Source organism: Streptomyces sp. NPDC052496 (assembly GCF_040679095.1).
GTDB lineage: Bacteria > Actinomycetota > Actinomycetes > Streptomycetales > Streptomycetaceae > Streptomyces.
In genome coordinates, this window is sequence record NZ_JBFAUH010000001.1 from 545,942 (window position 1) to 562,268 (window position 16,327).

At 71.5% G+C, this 16,327-nt stretch carries 13 protein-coding genes and 1 tRNA gene; 11 read left to right on the forward strand and 3 right to left on the reverse strand.

Features of this window, described 5'->3' with window-relative positions; translation table 11 throughout:
• The first annotated feature begins 53 nt into the window (after window positions 1–53).
• The 4 genes from AB0L45_RS02405 to AB0L45_RS02420 all read left to right on the forward strand — a co-directional run bounded on the left by AB0L45_RS02405 (window position 54) and on the right by AB0L45_RS02420 (window position 5,186).
• Window positions 54–329, forward strand: coding sequence for a hypothetical protein (locus AB0L45_RS02405; protein WP_030018892.1), 276 nt, complete (start codon window positions 54–56; stop codon window positions 327–329).
• Between the two features lie 71 nt (window positions 330–400).
• Window positions 401–2,230, forward strand: coding sequence for a glutamine--fructose-6-phosphate transaminase (isomerizing) (gene glmS / locus AB0L45_RS02410; RefSeq protein ID WP_365835217.1), 1,830 nt, complete (start codon window positions 401–403; stop codon window positions 2,228–2,230).
• 984 nt (window positions 2,231–3,214) lie between these two features.
• Window positions 3,215–4,594: a hypothetical protein gene (locus AB0L45_RS02415; RefSeq protein WP_365835219.1), complete on the forward strand. Its 1,380-nt coding sequence runs from the start codon at window positions 3,215–3,217 to the stop codon at window positions 4,592–4,594.
• A gap of 88 nt (window positions 4,595–4,682) precedes the next feature.
• On the forward strand, window positions 4,683–5,186 hold the full coding sequence (locus AB0L45_RS02420; RefSeq protein WP_365835221.1) for an RICIN domain-containing protein: 504 nt from the start codon (window positions 4,683–4,685) through the stop codon (window positions 5,184–5,186).
• 529 nt (window positions 5,187–5,715) lie between these two features.
• On the opposite strand, the gene AB0L45_RS02425 is transcribed toward AB0L45_RS02420, so the two are convergent.
• Complete coding sequence (locus AB0L45_RS02425) at window positions 5,716–6,237, reverse strand: universal stress protein (protein WP_365835223.1); 522 nt, start codon at window positions 6,235–6,237, stop codon at window positions 5,716–5,718.
• Between the two features lie 388 nt (window positions 6,238–6,625).
• Here AB0L45_RS02425 and AB0L45_RS02430 point away from each other — a divergent pair, with 388 nt between their 5' ends.
• The 4 genes from AB0L45_RS02430 to AB0L45_RS02445 all read left to right on the forward strand — a co-directional run bounded on the left by AB0L45_RS02430 (window position 6,626) and on the right by AB0L45_RS02445 (window position 9,570).
• On the forward strand, window positions 6,626–6,931 hold the full coding sequence (locus tag AB0L45_RS02430) for a hypothetical protein (RefSeq protein WP_365835225.1): 306 nt from the start codon (window positions 6,626–6,628) through the stop codon (window positions 6,929–6,931).
• A gap of 348 nt (window positions 6,932–7,279) precedes the next feature.
• A complete protein-coding gene (locus AB0L45_RS02435) occupies window positions 7,280–8,773 on the forward strand; it encodes a helix-turn-helix domain-containing protein (RefSeq protein WP_365835227.1) in 1,494 nt (497 codons plus the stop codon).
• 5 nt (window positions 8,774–8,778) lie between these two features.
• The gene (gene orn, locus AB0L45_RS02440; RefSeq protein ID WP_365835229.1) at window positions 8,779–9,387 is read left to right on the forward strand and encodes an oligoribonuclease; all 609 of its coding nucleotides are present in this window, start codon (window positions 8,779–8,781) and stop codon (window positions 9,385–9,387) included.
• Between the two features lie 107 nt (window positions 9,388–9,494).
• Window positions 9,495–9,570 (forward strand) — tRNA-His (locus AB0L45_RS02445).
• 166 nt (window positions 9,571–9,736) lie between these two features.
• Here AB0L45_RS02445 and AB0L45_RS02450 read toward each other — a convergent pair.
• Window positions 9,737–10,387 (reverse strand): NAD(P)H-binding protein, encoded by a 651-nt coding sequence (locus tag AB0L45_RS02450; protein WP_365835231.1) that lies wholly within the window; start codon window positions 10,385–10,387, stop codon window positions 9,737–9,739.
• A 124-nt stretch (window positions 10,388–10,511) separates the two neighbouring features.
• Here AB0L45_RS02450 and AB0L45_RS02455 point away from each other — a divergent pair, with 124 nt between their 5' ends.
• The 3 genes from AB0L45_RS02455 (at window position 10,512) to AB0L45_RS02465 (ending at window position 14,741) form a co-directional block, all read left to right on the forward strand.
• A complete protein-coding gene (locus tag AB0L45_RS02455) occupies window positions 10,512–11,432 on the forward strand; it encodes an AraC family transcriptional regulator (protein WP_365835233.1) in 921 nt (306 codons plus the stop codon).
• Between the two features lie 467 nt (window positions 11,433–11,899).
• Window positions 11,900–13,156, forward strand: a complete 1,257-nt coding sequence (locus tag AB0L45_RS02460; RefSeq protein ID WP_365835235.1) for a cellulase family glycosylhydrolase — start codon at window positions 11,900–11,902, stop codon at window positions 13,154–13,156.
• Window positions 13,157–13,289: 133 nt separating this feature from the next.
• The gene (locus tag AB0L45_RS02465) at window positions 13,290–14,741 is read left to right on the forward strand and encodes a glycoside hydrolase family 6 protein (RefSeq protein ID WP_365835237.1); all 1,452 of its coding nucleotides are present in this window, start codon (window positions 13,290–13,292) and stop codon (window positions 14,739–14,741) included.
• A 371-nt stretch (window positions 14,742–15,112) separates the two neighbouring features.
• Here AB0L45_RS02465 and AB0L45_RS02470 read toward each other — a convergent pair whose 3' ends face one another.
• Window positions 15,113–16,222: a LacI family DNA-binding transcriptional regulator gene (locus AB0L45_RS02470; RefSeq protein WP_365835239.1), complete on the reverse strand. Its 1,110-nt coding sequence runs from the start codon at window positions 16,220–16,222 to the stop codon at window positions 15,113–15,115.
• Between the last annotated feature and the right edge of the window lie 105 nt (window positions 16,223–16,327).

Consider the following 16,327-nt stretch of genomic DNA (forward strand, 5'->3'; position numbering starts at 1 on the left):
GATATCGGGCAGGTTTCTTGCATTACCCGGGGCGACCCATCAGTATTCATCGGGTGCTTGATCGCCGTTCGCCTCATGAGGACCTCGTCGACCACCTGGTGCGCAGCACGCCGCTACAGCGCGGCGAGGCCGCCCGGGTGGTGCTCGACGTCCTCGCGTACTTCGACGAGACGACCGAGGACTACGTCCGCAGACGCCACCGGGAGCTGCAGTCACAGGGACTGCGCAACGAGGCGATCTTCGAACGCATCGGCCAGGAGCTGCCGCACCGCGCGGTCCGCCCGCCCGAGCTCTCGGCGCGCCAGCTGCGCCGCCTCGTCTACGGCTGAACCGGCCGAGCACCCGGCGCGCGCCGCATCGCGCGCCACCTGTCCAACTGCCTGACCGGGAGGGTCACCACATGTGCGGCATCGTCGGCTACATCGGTAAGCGGGACGTGGCTCCGCTGCTCCTCGAAGGACTGCAGCGTCTGGAGTACCGCGGGTACGACTCCGCCGGTATCGCCATCCACGCCAAGGGCACCGGCAAGGCCGCCGGCGGCCTGAAGACCGCCAAGGCCAAGGGCCGCGTCCGCGAGCTGGAGTCCCGCCTGCCCAAGCGCTTCGCGGGCACCGCCGGCATCGCGCACACCCGGTGGGCCACCCACGGCGCGCCGACCGACGAGAACGCGCACCCGCACGTGGACACCGAGGGCAAGGTCGCCGTCGTCCACAACGGCATCATCGACAACGCCGACGAGCTGCGCGCCAAGCTCACCGCCGACGGCGTCGAGTTCCTCTCGGAGACCGACACCGAGGTGCTGGCCCACCTGATCGGCCGCTCCCAGGCGCCGACCCTGGAGGAGCAGGTCCGCGAGGCCCTGCGGGTCATCGAGGGCACGTACGGCATCGCCGTGCTGCACGCCGACTTCCCCGAGCGCATCGTCGTCGCCCGCAACGGCTCGCCGGTCGTCCTGGGCATCGGCGAGAAGGAGATGTTCGTCTCCTCCGACGTCGCCGCGCTGGTCTCGCACACCCGCCAGGTCGTCACCCTCGACGACGGTGAGATGGCCACCATCAAGGCCGACGATTACCGCACCTACACCACCGAGGGCTCGCACACCTCCGCGCAGCCGACCACCGTGGAGTGGGAGGCCGAGTCGTACGACATGGGCGGCCACGACACGTACATGCACAAGGAGATCAGCGAGCAGGCCGACGCCGTCGACCGCGTGCTGCGCGGCCGCATCGACGACCGTTTCTCCACCGTGCACCTGGGCGGCCTGAACCTGGACCCGCGCGAGGCGCGCGCCATCCGCCGGGTGAAGATCCTCGGCTGCGGCACCTCGTACCACGCGGGCCAGATCGGCGCGCAGATGATCGAGGAGCTGGCCCGTATCCCCTCGGACGCCGAGCCGGCCTCCGAGTTCCGCTACCGCAACCCGGTCGTGGACCCCGACACCCTCTACATCGCGGTCTCCCAGTCGGGCGAGACCTACGACGTACTGGCCGCCGTGCAGGAGCTCAAGCGCAAGGGCGCCCGCGTCCTCGGCGTGGTGAACGTCGTCGGCTCGGCGATCGCCCGCGAGACCCACGGCGGCGTGTACGTGCACGCCGGCCCTGAGGTCTGCGTCGTCTCCACCAAGTGCTTCACCAACACCGTGGTCGCCTTCGGGCTGCTCGCGCTGCACCTGGGCCGCATCCGCGACCTGTCCGTCGCCGACGGCAAGCGGATCATCGAGGGCCTGCGCAAGCTGCCCGGCCAGATCCAGGAGATCCTGGCGATGGAGGACGAGGTCAAGCAGCTCGCGGCGGAGTACGCCGAGGCCAGGTCGATGATGTTCATCGGCCGGGTGCGCGGCTACCCGGTCGCCCGCGAGGCCTCCCTCAAGCTCAAGGAGATCTCCTACATCCACGCCGAGGCGTACCCGGCGTCCGAGCTCAAGCACGGTCCGCTGGCGCTGATCGAGCCGGCCATGCCGACCGTGGCGATCGTCCCGGACGACGACCTGCTGGAGAAGAACCGCGCCGCGATGGAGGAGATCAAGGCCCGCAGCGGCCGCATCCTGGCCGTCGCGCACCAGAAGCAGGACAAGGCCGACCACACCATCGTCGTGCCGAAGAACGAGAACGAGCTGGACCCGATCCTGATGGGCATCCCGCTCCAGCTGCTGGCCTACCACGTGGCCCTGGCCATGGGCCGGGACATCGACAAGCCGCGCAACTTGGCGAAGTCGGTCACGGTCGAGTAGGCGATCGACGGCGAGCGGTCGTACCCGGGCGGTGGTCGCCCGGGATGGCCGGTCGCTCGGGCGAGCAGTCGCCCGACGGGCCGCGGAGGTCCTGTCCACCTCCGCGGCCCCAGACGTACGTCCAGGGGGCGGGCGGCCTACGGGGGGCTGCCCGGACGGGCGGGACGTCCTTCGAGGGGGCGGGAGGCGGGGCCCCGCGCGTGCCACCATACGCGCGGGGCCCCGCCTCCCCTGTTTGCCGGCGTCGCCCTTACGCCGGCGGTGGCCACCTTCCCGGGAACCGTCACCTCCCGGGCGGCAGCACGCTGTTGACGGCCGGAGAGCCGGGTGGCGGACCGCCCCGGTCCGCCGGACGCCCGTACGCCCCGGGAGCGACGCGGGCCGCGCCCGGCCTCCCGGCCGTTCACGCTCCGTTCGCGTCCCCCTTGATCGGATTTCTACCCCCCAGCACCGCGCATTCCACCTCTACGGGCCAGTAGATATGCCGACTGCCGGTGGACGGGGCGCTGGTGACGCTCCTTCACCTTCCGTATCGGGAGTACGGGGGCAGAGGGACGCCCAGGGCGATGCTGACGGAACTCCATGGCCTTGGCCTCGCGACTCCCCCGGCTACCGCTGGGAGGCGCCCCCAGGCACGCACCCTCGCCGCACGGCGCGAAGGGGACAGGTGGCTCCGCCGCACGGCCCTTCACCCCGTACAGCGAGCGCACGCACCGAACACCGCTCAGGGCCCTCCACGGAGATCCACCAGAAACGCCCTGACGGTGCGGTCATTAGCTTTTCGTTAGAGAAGCATCATGCGCCGAGGGGACTCTTGCAGCACCGGGCGGGCCGGTGCTCGTCACACGGGCACCGAGCCACCGGCGCCGCGTCCCCTCGCCTCAGCAGCGGGGCGAGTGGTGCCGCAAGCGCGTACCGCCCGGGCCGTGAGACACCGACTCCCGACCCCGGCGTACGCCGGCGCCGCCACGTCTAAGGACAGTTGTGACCACTTCACCGCCTTCGGGAACCACCGCATCCCGCTCCGCACGGACCCGGCGCCGAGCCTGGGCCTCCGGCGCCTGCCTGGCCACCGCGGCTGTCGTCTGCGCCGTCTCGCTCGGCGCGAGCCCGGCGGCGTCGGCGCGTCCCGCCGATACCGCACCGCTGAGCACCGACACCGCCGAGGCGGCGTCCGGCAAGCCGCCCGCGGGCTTCAGCTCGTGGCGGGAGCTGACCGCCGCGCAGGAGCCGCTGAGCCGGGCGGCCAACGCCATCGAGGAGAAGCTCGGCGGCTCGGAGGCGTTCGCCGGCATCGCCGTGTCCGTCGAGACCGGCTCCGTGACGCTGTACCACAAGGGCGATGCCGGGCGCGTCGAGGCCGCGGTGGCGCCCGAGCGCGCCAAGGGCGTGCGGGTGGACCTGCGTTCCGCGCCGTACAGTCGGGACGAACTGCGTACGGCGGCCCGCGAGGTCGTCGGCAAGCCGCTGACCATCGACGGTCGGCCGACCACGGTGCACGCGGCGGGCCCCCGCCACGACGGCTCCGGCATCCTGGTCCAGGGAGCGCCGCGCGCCACGTCTGCCCAGAACACGGCCGCCGGGAGGGCGCGTTCCACCGAGCGTGCCGTGGAGCCGGCCGTGCCGTGGAGCGGCAGCGTCACCCCGGCGCCGACCCCCCTGGAGTCACGCGAGCAGGACGTGCCCCTGCACTCCGGCGGCAGCCTGCTGCGGCGGACCTACAAGGGCGGCCCGGTCTGCTCCGCGGGCTTCTCGGTCTGGCTGCCCCAGGCGAACACGGACTACCTGATGACGGCCGCGCACTGCGGTGAGATCGGCAAGCAGTGGTACGCCGGTGACACGGACGTCAGGGCAGGCACGATGGAGAAGCGGTGGGAGAAGCACGACACCGCGCTCATCGCGACGCACCACGGGGGGCAGCACAACTTCACCGTGTGGGCCGGCCAGCCCATCTACCGCCAGACCCAGCAGCTTCGCCAGGTGAAGGACGCCCGGCACTCCGTCGTGGGCGAATACCTGTGCGCGTCCGGCTCGCTGTCCGGGGAGATCTGTGGCCTGAAGGTCGTCGAGCCCAAGCAGTTCGAACGCATCGAGAGCAACAGGGACCTGGCCGAGGTCTACCTGCTGAAGCAGACGGAGAAGCGTCCCACGGCGATGAAGGGGGACAGCGGCGGCCCCATCTTCTCCTACAACGTGGACGGCTCCGTCGTGGCGCGCGGTCTGATCAGTGCCGGCCAGGGCACACCCGCCACGTGCAGCAACCCCGCCGTGAACAATTCTCCGGTCAATTGCTACCGGAACATCTACATGACCGACGTGGTCGACGTGCTCAACATCAATCCCGGCATGCGCATTCACGACTGACGCCCCCGGACCCGGCGGGTCGCCGAGTCCACAGGGACGAATCCCCCATGACGAATCCCCCATCACGCATTCCCAGTGGAGACGGACAGTGAAGATTTTGACGAAGAAGAAGACCGGCGTGATCAGTGCTCTGGTCGCCGCGGCCTGTATGACCGTCATGGCCGCGCAGACCCCGGCGTCCGCGGCGGGCCCGGCCAAGGCGAAGACGCTGACCAACTGGCAGACCAGCTACTGCCTCGACGGTGACGCCAAGGGTGCCCTCTACACCTCGAAGAACAGCAACGGCTGCGGATACAACAATTCCTACCAGCAGTGGAACTTCCACACCGGGGAGCACGGCGTGATGCTGCAGAGCCGCAAGACCGGCCTCTGTGTCACGGCCGGGGGCTCGGGCAGCGACCGGGTGTCCGCCAGGGCCTGCGACTCCGGGGACGACCGGCAGTGGTGGACTCAGGAGTACCTGATGGACGACGTGTATTTGATGATCAACTACCAGAACAAGCGCGCTCTGGACTCCAACATGAACGGCAACGTGTACACGAGTATCCCCTCGGACTCGAACTCCTACATGAAGTGGTTCATACCGAGCTGATGCCACTGTGACGACCACGGCGCGGCCGGGGCGGGACCTGATGTCCCGTCCCGGCCGCGCCGGTCTGTCGGGCGGGGACACTCGCCCGGCGTCCGTCCTCCTCCGGTGATCCGAGTCAGAAATTCGGTGGCTCTTGTGGGCCGCGTAATGGTCCAGGATCAGGGATCAGGTGCACTTCGAGGCTGTCGGGAATTTCCCGGTCGAGCTCGGTCAGGAATTTCTCTCACTCCGCGTCCGGTGCCGGCGGTGGAGCGAGCCGATGGCCTTGCCGGTGGCGACCTCAAGGGCGGCGAAGAGGGGGGTCGTGCCGGCCCGGACGTGGTCGTGGCGGCGACGTTCAGGGACACCGGCCACCGTCGACAGGCCGCCCCGAGCAGACCCGGTCGACCAGCAGCCGCCTGCCGAAGACCAGCGGCGGGGGCAGGGGGCAGGGGGGCAGGGCGCGTACGAGGCCGTACGGGAGGGGCGTAGCGCGTCGGACGGGCGGGCCATGGCGCCGTGCGCGGGGTGGGCCGGGTGCCGTCGGCGGTCAGGGAATGACGATCACGGGCCGCTGTGCCCGCCGGGCCAGCCGGCCCGCGACCGAGCCGAAGATCCGGCCGACGATGCCGTGCGTCGAGCCCACCACGATGGCGTCGGCCTCGTACTCGTGGCCGACCTCTTCCAGTTCGTGGCAGATGTCGCCGCCGCGCTCCACGAGGATCCACGGGATCTCCGAGAGGTGGTCGGCGCAGGCCAGCTCCAGCCCCAGCACTTCCGTACGGTGGTCCGGCACGTCCACGAAGACCGGCGGCTCGCAGCCCGCCCAGACGGTCGTGGGCAGCCGGTTGGCGACATGGACGATGATCAGGCCCGAGCCGGAGCGCCGCGCCATACCGATTGCATACGCCAACGCCCGTTCACTCGACGTCGAGCCGTCGAAGCCCACCACGACGCCGTGCCGGAAGGCGGGGTCGCAGGAGTGGCGTGTCTGATCCGCCGCTTGGAGGTCAGCCATCGGATCGGCGACCTGCTTGCGGTCCGCGGGTTCGGGGATTTCGTGACCGGCCATGGTGTCTCGGCGAAGGAAGTCCTTGCGGAGGGGCGGACGGGGAGCGGCGATTGACTTGATCCGGCAGTTGACTGAGCTGGCTTGATCGAGAGGTCGGCCCCATAGTTCAAAGGGGAACAACACGACCGGGAATCATCTTCCCAATGCCTTACCCCAAGAGTACGGCGCCGGCCCCCCGCTGCCCAGAGCCCCGCGCGGACGGCGGACCCCTGAGGCGGGGGCGGCCCCCCGCGGCCACACGGGCGGGGTACCGCTCGAACATTCCCCGGAGCATGCCGGAGCGTGGCCCGGTTGGCAATGCCCCGGCCTGCCCCCGTACGTACCCATCGCGGTGACTCATGGCCCCCCGCCGCCGTTGTAGTACCAGCCTGCCTGGAGGGAGTACAGCGTGCCCGGTCCGTCGAACACATCAGCCGATCCGGTGAGCGATCTCGTCCGCTGGGCGGCGTTCAGCTGCGCCGTGGTTCCCCTCGTCCTCGTCCTGTGCGGCGCGTCCGCCGCCGGAGCGCTCGGCACCGCCGTGGGGCTGGCGGCCGTCACCGGCGCCTGCCGGGCCCTGCTGCGCCAGTCCGAGCGCACCGCCGCCCGGCCCTCGCCCGACGAGATCGCCCCGCACCGCGGCCGGCACAGCCGCACCGGGACCGGAGCCCACCGCGGAGGGCGCCGCTCCGAGGGGCGTACGCCGGAGGAATGACGCGCTCGCAAGCCTGCCCAGGTTCGTTTTCGGCCAACTTCGTGCCCAGGTGCATCCCTTGGCAAAAGCGACCCACAACCTGGGCCTGAGCTGCGAGGAAAGGACCACCGGGCGTGGTTGCGCCCTACGGCTTACGGGCAGAGGCGAGAGGCGTACTTCCCAGCAGGCCCGACGAGTGGAACGCTTCGTGATCGAATGCTTCGCGCCAAGTTGCCATATCGACATACGAGCGGGTGGTGAACTTGGCACTCCATCCTCACGGGACGCAGTAGATTCGATCTTGGCAATCACGGCGGGGGAACAGTGCAGGACCGAGAGGGCGAGACGACCGAGGGGGGCTTAAGTGCCATGAGCCAGGACTCCGCTGCCGTACCAGATGCCGCACGCAAGCTCGCCGCCCGACGACGCCGCGAAATAGTCGCGGTGCTCCTCTTCAGTGGCGGCCCGATTTTCGAGAGCTCCATTCCGCTCTCGGTCTTCGGCATCGACCGCCAGGACGCGGGTGTTCCGCGGTACCGACTACTTGTGTGCGCGGGCGAAGATGCGCCTTTGCGCACCACCGGGGGGCTCGAACTGTCGGCCCCCTACGGGCTGGAGGCGATCGCCCGCGCGGGCACGGTCGTCGTACCGGCCTGGCGGTCCATCACACAGGCACCACCACCGGCCGCGCTGGACGCGCTGCGCCGGGCACACGAAGAAGGGGCCCGCATCGTCGGGCTCTGCACGGGAGCCTTCGTGCTCGCCGCCGCAGGGCTCCTCGACGGCCGCCCCGCGACCACCCACTGGATGTACGCGCCGACGCTCGCCAAGCGTTATCCGTCCGTCCATGTCGATCCCCGCGAGCTCTTCGTCGACGACGGCGACGTGCTGACCAGCGCGGGGACCGCCGCCGGCATCGACCTGTGCCTGCACATCGTCCGTACCGACCACGGGGCGGACGCGGCCAACGCGCTCGCCCGGCGGCTGGTGGTCCCGCCCCGGCGCACCGCGTCGGACCTGGGGCACCAGAGGTACCTGGACAGGTCATTACCGGAAGAGATCGGTGCGGATCCGCTCGCCGAGGTCGTGGCCTGGGCGCTGGAGCACCTCCACGAGCAGTTCGACGTGGAGACGCTGGCGGCCCGCGCCTACATGAGCCGCCGTACCTTCGACCGCCGTTTCCGGTCCCTGACCGGAAGCGCTCCGCTGCAGTGGCTGATCACCCAGCGCGTCCTCCAGGCGCAGCGGCTGCTGGAGACCTCGGACTACTCCGTGGACGAGGTCGCCGGACGCTGCGGCTTCCGGTCGCCGGTCGCCTTGCGCGGCCACTTCCGGCGGCAGTTGGGCGCCTCACCCGCGGCCTACCGCGCGGCCTACCGCGCACGCCGGCCGCAGAACGGGGTACCCGAGCAGGTCACCCGGTCGGACCGGCCGGAGCGCGGTGAGCGCCCCGGTGCCGGTGCGGACCGGTTCGCCGCGGCCGCGGCGGGCCACCTCCCGGGGGGCCACGGCCCGCTGCACCACGGGCAGGCGTCGCACAGCCAGGCGACGCACGCCCAAGGGGGTCTCGGCCCGGGCGGGCACACGCAGGGCCACCCGCAGAGCGGGCACGGTCCGGGCGGGCACCCCCAGGGCTCGCACGGCGGGCACGGTGGTCCGGGCGGGCACGGATCGGGCGGCCAGCCGGGGCACAGTACGGCGGGCCACTCGCAGCCGCTGCACAGCCAGGCCACGGCGCTCGCACCCACCGAACCGGGCAAACCGGAATCCGACGCGTACGCGCCACGGCTTCCGGAGCAGTCCGCCGGAAGGCCGGCCGGCCGCCCGGTGCTGCCCAGTCAGCGGGAGCGCCCCGTAGGGTGAGACGTATGAACGATCGCATGGTGTGGATCGACTGCGAGATGACCGGGCTCTCGCTGGCGAACGACGCGCTCATCGAGGTGGCCGCCCTGGTCACCGACTCGGAGCTGAATGTCCTGGGCGACGGGGTGGACATCGTGATCCGCCCCCCGGCCGAGGCCCTGACCACCATGCCCGAGGTCGTGCGCCAGATGCACACCTCCTCCGGGCTGCTGGCCGAGCTGGACAGCGGCACCACCCTGGAGGACGCGCAGGAACAGGTGCTCCAGTACCTCAAGCAGCACGTACCGGAACCCGGCCGGGCACCGCTGTGCGGCAACTCCGTCGGCACCGACCGGGGCTTCCTGCTCCGCGACATGCCGGAGCTGGAGAGCCACCTGCACTACCGGATCGTGGACGTGTCGTCCGTGAAGGAACTGGCCCGGCGCTGGTATCCGAGGGCGTACTTCAACAGTCCGGAGAAGAACGGGAACCACCGGGCACTGGCGGACATCCGTGAATCCATCGCGGAACTCCGCTACTACCGGGAGGCGGTCTTCGTGCCGCAGCCCGGCCCGGACTCGGACACCGCGAAGGCGATCGCGGCCAGGCACGTCCTGCCCGCGGCCCCGGAGTGACGTAGCTCGCTCCCGGCCTGACCCAAAGCCGGGAGCGAGCACCCCTCCAGACCCTGTACACTTTTCTCAGCCGGTGGGGAACAAGACACCACACAGCACCGGTCATGGTGGGTATAGCTCAGCTGGTAGAGCACCTGGTTGTGGTCCAGGATGTCGCGGGTTCAAGTCCCGTTACTCACCCCAACGAGTAGGGCCCCCGGACGTGAAAGCGTCCGGGGGCCCTAGTCGTTGGGGGGCTTGGGGGCCGTTGGGGGGATGCGCCCTGGCCCGGCGGTTGTGGGCGGGCCGGGGAGTCCGGTCGGGGCCGGTGGCCTCCGGGGCGCCCGGGCGCCGGCTGCGCCCCGTGGGCTCAGTAGCCGACGGTGAAGCGCTCGCCGATGTGCTGGGGCTTCTCGGCCTCGTCCAGGAGGGCGACGGCGTAGTCCTCGGCGGTGATCCGGCTGGTGCCCTCCGCGTCGGCGACCAGGTCGTCCAGGGCCGTGCGGTACGTGCCCGTACGCTCTCCGGGCTCGATCAGGGCGGCCGGGCTCACGTTGGTCCAGCGCACGTCCGTCACGGTGCGGTAGAAGTCCAGCGCGTCGCCGTGCGCGTGCATGATCTGGAGCAGGAACTCCGGCAGGCCCTCCGCGTCCCAGACCTGCTTGCCGTCCGGCGTACGCAGCGAGCCGGCGCCGCCGACGGCGATCAGCCGGGGCGCGGCCTCGCCGAGGGTGCGCAGGCCCGCGACCAGGGCCTCGGCCGCGGGCTTGATCGTCGCGAGGTGGCCCGGGCCGTCGCCGCCGCCCACCGCACTGACCAGCACGTCCTGCCCCTGGGCCGCGGCCGCGACGGAGGCCGGGTCGAGGATGTCGCCGGTGGTCACGGTCAGGTTCGGGTCGGTCTTGGTGATCTTCGCGGGGTCGCGGACGACCGCGGTGACCTGGTGGCCGCGGCGCAGCGCCTCGTCGAGGACGCGGCTGCCGATGGTGCCGTTGGCTCCGAAAATGGCGATCTTGGACATGGCGGTACTCCCTGCGCCCCTGCCGGGGCATACTCTGGCTTTCCTTTTTCCGTCATCAGCCGCGCTGACGCCTTCCACGCTAGGCGCGCGAACACGGCCTACCGGGGTGGACACGGGACCAGTGATGGTGAAAAAACGACACGCTGCGCAGGGCGCCGGGGAGAGCATCCCGGAGGTCGCGTTCACGGCACCGGCCGGGCGGCCGGCCGGGGTGGAGGTGCTGACCCTCGCCGAGCTGCGCGACCGCGCCGACGCCTGCGCCCTCGCCGTCCCGCACCGTCCGGACTTCCACCACCTCCTCGTGGTGGACAGCGGGCGCCTCCGGCACACCGTGGACTTCCGAAAGTATGAGCTGTGCGCGAATGACTGGATCTGGGTGCGTCCGGGACAGGTTCACCACTTCGGCACCTTGACCGGAGCGGAGGGACGGCTGGTGCTGTTCGAATCCGGCTTCCTGGATCCGGCGACAGCGGCCGTGGCCCGCCTGGAGGACTGGTTCGGCCCCGCCGTGCACCACCCGGAGGGGGAGGAGGCGCAGGCGGTGGAGTGTGCTCTGCGTCACCTGCACCAGGAATTCGGGGCTCTGCGCGGCCTGCCTCTGGAGACACACATCGAGGTGCTGCGCCATCTGCTGGCCGTACTGGTGCTGCGGGTCGCCCGGCTGTCCGCGCGGGGCCGTGATGGTGACGGCGGCCAGGCCGAGGGGGTCTGCGAGGCGAGCGAGACCTTTCTCCGGTTCCGCGACGCGGTGGAGCGCGACTTCACCCGCAGCCGCCGCGTCGAGGACTACGCGCGGGCGCTCGGCTACTCGCCCCGCACCCTCTCCCGCGCGACCGCCGCCGCCACCGGCGTGGGCGCGAAGGAGTTCATCGACCGCCGCGTGGTGCTGGAGGCCAAGCGGCTGCTGGCCCACGGGGACCAGACGGCCGCCCGGATCGCCGGACGCCTCGGCTTCGCCGACGCCACGAACTTCGCGAAGTTCTTCCAGCACCGCACGGGCAGTACGCCGATCTCCTTCCGGATGGAGGTACGCGGGCCGTCGTGAGGGGGGCTTGTGGTGAGGGCCAGGCTCGTCGTGAGGGGATGGCTTATCGCGAGGGCGGGGCTCGTCGTGAAGGCGGGGCCCGTCGTGAAGGCGAGGGTCCGTTCCGTGTGCGGGGGCCGTTGGATGGGCGGGGACCGTTGCATGGTCGGGGACCGGCGTGCGGGCAGGGAGACGTTGTATGGGGCAGGGCCCGTCGTGCGGGCCGGGGCCGTGGCCGGGCGCGCCGGGATGGAGAAGCGCGCGCCGGCCCGTTTCACCGCAACCAGTGGGAGCGCTCCCAAGGATTGAGGCGGGCGGGCGCTCCGTCAAGAGGGGCGCTCGCAGCATCTGACGCGGACTTCCGTCGCGGGATTTACGCAACTGCTATGTGAATCCCGCGCGTTGGCGCTAGCCTCCGTGCAACCAGTGGGAGCGATTCCATCCGTCGCGGGCCGCGCGGGCCCGCGTACGACCCGAGGAGTCGCTCCATGCGCAGACCGTTACGCCGGTACGCCCTGGCGGTGGCCGCGGTACTCGCTCTACCGGGCGCGTCCCCGCCTGCCCCGGCCGCCCCGGCCTCGTCACCGGCCTCGTCACCGGCCTCGTCACCGGCCTCGTCACCGGCCTCGTCACCGGCCTCGTCACCGGCCCAAGCGTCCGCTTCCCCAGCCCCCGCTCCTCCCCTTTCCGTCTCCTCCGTTCCCGCTGCGCCGGCCGCGCCGCCGCAGTTGCGCGTGGAGGGCAACCGTTTCGTCGACCGCGCCGGCGCCACACGCCGCCTGCTCGGGGTGAATCGTTCCGGCGCCGAGTTCGCGTGCGTGCAGGGCCGTGGCATCTTCGACGGCCCGGTCGACGACGTGTCCGTCGCGGCCATCGCGGGCTGGCGCGCCGACACCGTCCGCATCCCGCTCAACGAGGAGTGCTGGCTCGGTACGGCCAACATCGACCCCCGGTACGCGGGCGCCGCGTACACCTCGGCCGTACGCGACTACGTACGGCGCCTGACGGCCCACGGCCTGACCCCGGTCCTCGAACTGCACTGGAGCCACGGCCGCTACACCGGCCCCTCGGCCGGCTGCGCCGACGAGCACGCCGGCTGTCAGAAGCCCATGCCGGACCGGCGCTACTCCCCCGCCTTCTGGTCCTCGGTCGCCGGCACCTTCAAGAACGCGCCCGAGGTCGTGTTCGACCTGTTCAACGAGCCGTACCCGGACCGCGCGACCTCCGACCCCGAGCGGGCGTGGGCGTGCTGGCGGGACGGTGGGACCTGCCCCGGCATCGGGTACGAGGTCGCCGGGATGCAGACCCTGGTGGACGCCGTCCGGGCCACCGGCGCCCGCAACCCGATCCTGGTGGGCGGCCTCGCGTACGCCAACGACCTCAGCCGCTGGACCGCGTACGCGCCGAAGGACCCGGCGGGCAACCTCGCGGCCGCCTGGCACGCGTACAACTTCAACGCCTGTGCCGACGAGAGCTGCTGGTCACGCACGCTGGGGCCGGTCGCCGACCGCGTGCCGCTCGTCGCGGGCGAGATCGGCGAGAACACCTGCGCCCACGCCTTCACCGACCGCGTCATGCGGTGGCTGGACGGGCGCCGGGCGTCGTATCTGGGCTGGACCTGGAACACCTGGGACTGCGCCGCCGGCCCGGCCCTCATCAGCGACTACGCCGGGACGCCCACCGCGTACGGTGCCGGGCTGCGTGATCACCTGCGTGCCCTGAAGCCGGCGTCGCGGGCCCCGTGACCGGCACCACACTCCGCAGAGACCGAGACCGAGACACGTACAGGAACTCCTACCAAGACCGGGACACGTACGGGACTCCCTACCGAGACCGAGACACGTACGGGACTCCCTACCGAGAAAGGACGACCCGCTCATGAGACGTTCCGCTGAACAGTCCTCCGTACGCCGGCCGGACCCGGACGGCACCGTCCAGCGCTCCACCGTCCGGCCCTCCACCGTCCAGCGCTCCACCGCCCGGCACCGTGCCCGCGCCGCCGCGCTCGCGGCCTGCGTGGCGCTGATCGCCGCCGGGACGGCCGACGCTCTGCACGGCACCGCCCACGCGGCCCCGGCCGCCCGCGTCGACAACCCGTACGCGGGCGCCGGCGTCTACGTGAATCCGGAGTGGTCGGCGAAGGCGGCGGCCGAGCCGGGCGGCGGCAAGGTCGCCGGGCAGCCGACCGGCATCTGGCTCGACCGCATCGCGGCAGTCAACGGCACCGATGGCACGATGGGCCTGCGCGGCCACCTGGACACCGCCTTACGGCAGGCGGCGGGCCGGCCGCTCGTCGTCCAGCTCGTCATCTACAACCTGCCGGGGCGGGACTGCTCGGCGCTCGCCTCCAACGGTGAACTGGGCCCGACGGAGATCGACGCGTACAAGACCCGCTACATCGACCCCATCGCGGCCGTGCTCGCCGACCCGAAGTACGCGTCGCTGCGGATCGTGACCACCGTCGAGATCGACTCGCTGCCCAACCTCGTCACCAACACCGGCGGCCGCGTCACCGCCACACCGCAGTGCGACGCCATGCTCGCCAACGGCAACTACGTCAAGGGCGTCGGGTACGCGCTCAACAAGCTGGGCGCGGTCCCCAACGTCTACAACTACGTGGACGCCGGCCACCACGGCTGGATCGGCTGGGACGACAACTTCGGCGCGACCGCGCGGCTGCTGCACCAGGCGGCCACGGCCGAGGGCAGCACGGTCGACAAGGTGCACGGGTTCATCACCAACACGGCCAATTACAGCGCGCTCAAGGAGGAGAACTTCGCGCTGGGCGACAGCGTGGCGGGCCGATCGGTGCGGGAGTCTAAGTGGGTGGACTGGAACCGTTACGGCGACGAGCTGTCGTTCGCCCAGGCGTTCCGGCAGGAGGCGGTGCGGGCCGGGTTCCGCCCGGACGTGGGCATGCTGATCGACACCTCGCGCAACGGCTGGGGCGGCAGCGCACGGCCGGCGGGGCCCGGGCCGCGTACGGACGTGAACGCGTACGTGGACGGAGGCCGGTACGACCGGCGGCTGCACGTCGGCAACTGGTGCAACCAGGCGGGCGCGGGGCTGGGCGAACGCCCGCGGACGGCGCCGGCGGCGGGCATCGACGCGTACGTGTGGATGAAGCCGCCGGGTGAGTCGGACGGTTCGAGCGCGGCGATCCCGAACAACGAGGGCAAGGGCTTCGACCGCATGTGTGACCCGACGTACGAGGGCAATCCGCGCAACAACCATCACCGGTCGGGGGCCCTGCCGAACGCACCGCTGTCCGGGCACTGGTTCTCGGCACAGTTCAGGGAGTTGTTGAAGAACGCGCATCCGGCGCTGTAGGGGCGGGGGCCCAGTTGGGGTCGCCCGTAGTCCTGGAGGGGCTAGTGATTCTGGAAGGGCCGGTGGGTCCTGGGTGGGCCGATGGTCCTGGGAGGGCTGGTGGTCCTGGAAGGGCCGGTGGTCCTGGGAGGGCTGGTGGTCTTGCAGGCTACCTGTGGTCTTGCAGGGCACCTGTGGTCTTGCAGGCCACCTGTGGTCTTGCAGGGGCCGGTGGTTCCTTAGGGACGGTGGCGGTCTCGCAGGGACGGTGGCTCTGTATGGGGCTGTAGTTCCGCAGGCGCTGTAGGAGGACGGCGGGTCTGGTCCCGGCTTCGGAGCCGGGACAGCGGGTCTGGTCCCGGCTTCGGAGCCGGGGCCAGGCCCCTTGCCGTTCAGGAGGACGCCCGGCGCACCAGCTCCGTCGGGTACACGAGGTGGTGACCCGGCCGGTCCGCCTGACTGCCCGCCTGGCTGCCTGCCTGACCGCCCGTCTGGTCACCCACCTCACTGCCCAGCCCGCTGCCGCCCGCCGCCCCGGTGATCAGTTCCATCAGCAGCTCCGCCATCGCCCGGCCCATCTCCTCGATCGGCTGGCGGACGCTGGTCAGCGGCGGATCCATGTGCCGGGCGATGGCGGAGTCGTCGAAGCCGACCAGGGCCACGTCGTCCGGGATGCGGCGGCCCGCCGCGCGCAGTTCCTGCCGGGCGCCCGCGGCCATCACGTCCGAGGCGCAGAAGACGGCGTCCAGGGCGGGGCGGCGGGCGAGCAGTTCGCGCATGGCGCGCCGGCCGCCCTCCTCGGTGAAGTCGCCGTGGGCGACGAGTGCGGGGTCCTCGGGGTGGCCGGCGGCGCGTACGGCCTGCCGGTAGCCGTCTAGGCGGCAGTGGGCCACGTACATGTCGGGCGGCCCGGCGATGGTGGCGGCCTGGCGCCGGCCGCGGCCGATGAGGTGTTCCAGGGCGCTCTGCGCGCCGCCGGTGTTGTCGGAGTCCACGTACGGGACCGTCTCCCCGGCGGTGCGGCGTCCGTTGAGGACGGTCGGGATCGCCATCCGGCCCAGCAGGTCGGGCAGCGGGTCGTCGCCGTGTACGGAGACCAGCAGTACGCCGTCGACGCGGTGCGCGGCGAGGTAGTCCGCGAAGCGGCGCCGCTCCTTGGACGTACGGATCAGGGTGAGCAGCAGCTGCATGTCGTGGTCGGCGAGGCCGGCGCTGACGCCGCGGAGGATGCCGGAGAAGTACGGCTCGGCGAAGAGCCGGGTCTCGGTCTCCGGCACGACCAGGGCGACCGTGTCGGCGCGGTTGCCCGCCAGGGCGCGGGCGGCGCGGTCGGGTACGTAGCCGAGGTCGGCGACGGCCTGCTGCACCAGGGTGCGGGTCCGTTCGCTGACCCGGGGGGAGCCGTTGATCACGCGGGAGACCGTGCCGCGGCCGACGCCCGCGCGCGCGGCGACCTCTTCGAGTGTGGGCCTGCCGCCCCCTCGCCGTGCGCCTGGTGTCATCGCCGCCTCCGCTTGCCGTCCTGGCCGTACATTCAACAGCGTGCCGCCGTACGGGCGTTGGCGCGCGATCCCTTGACATGCGCGCCGGGGAACCGCGACCCTTCA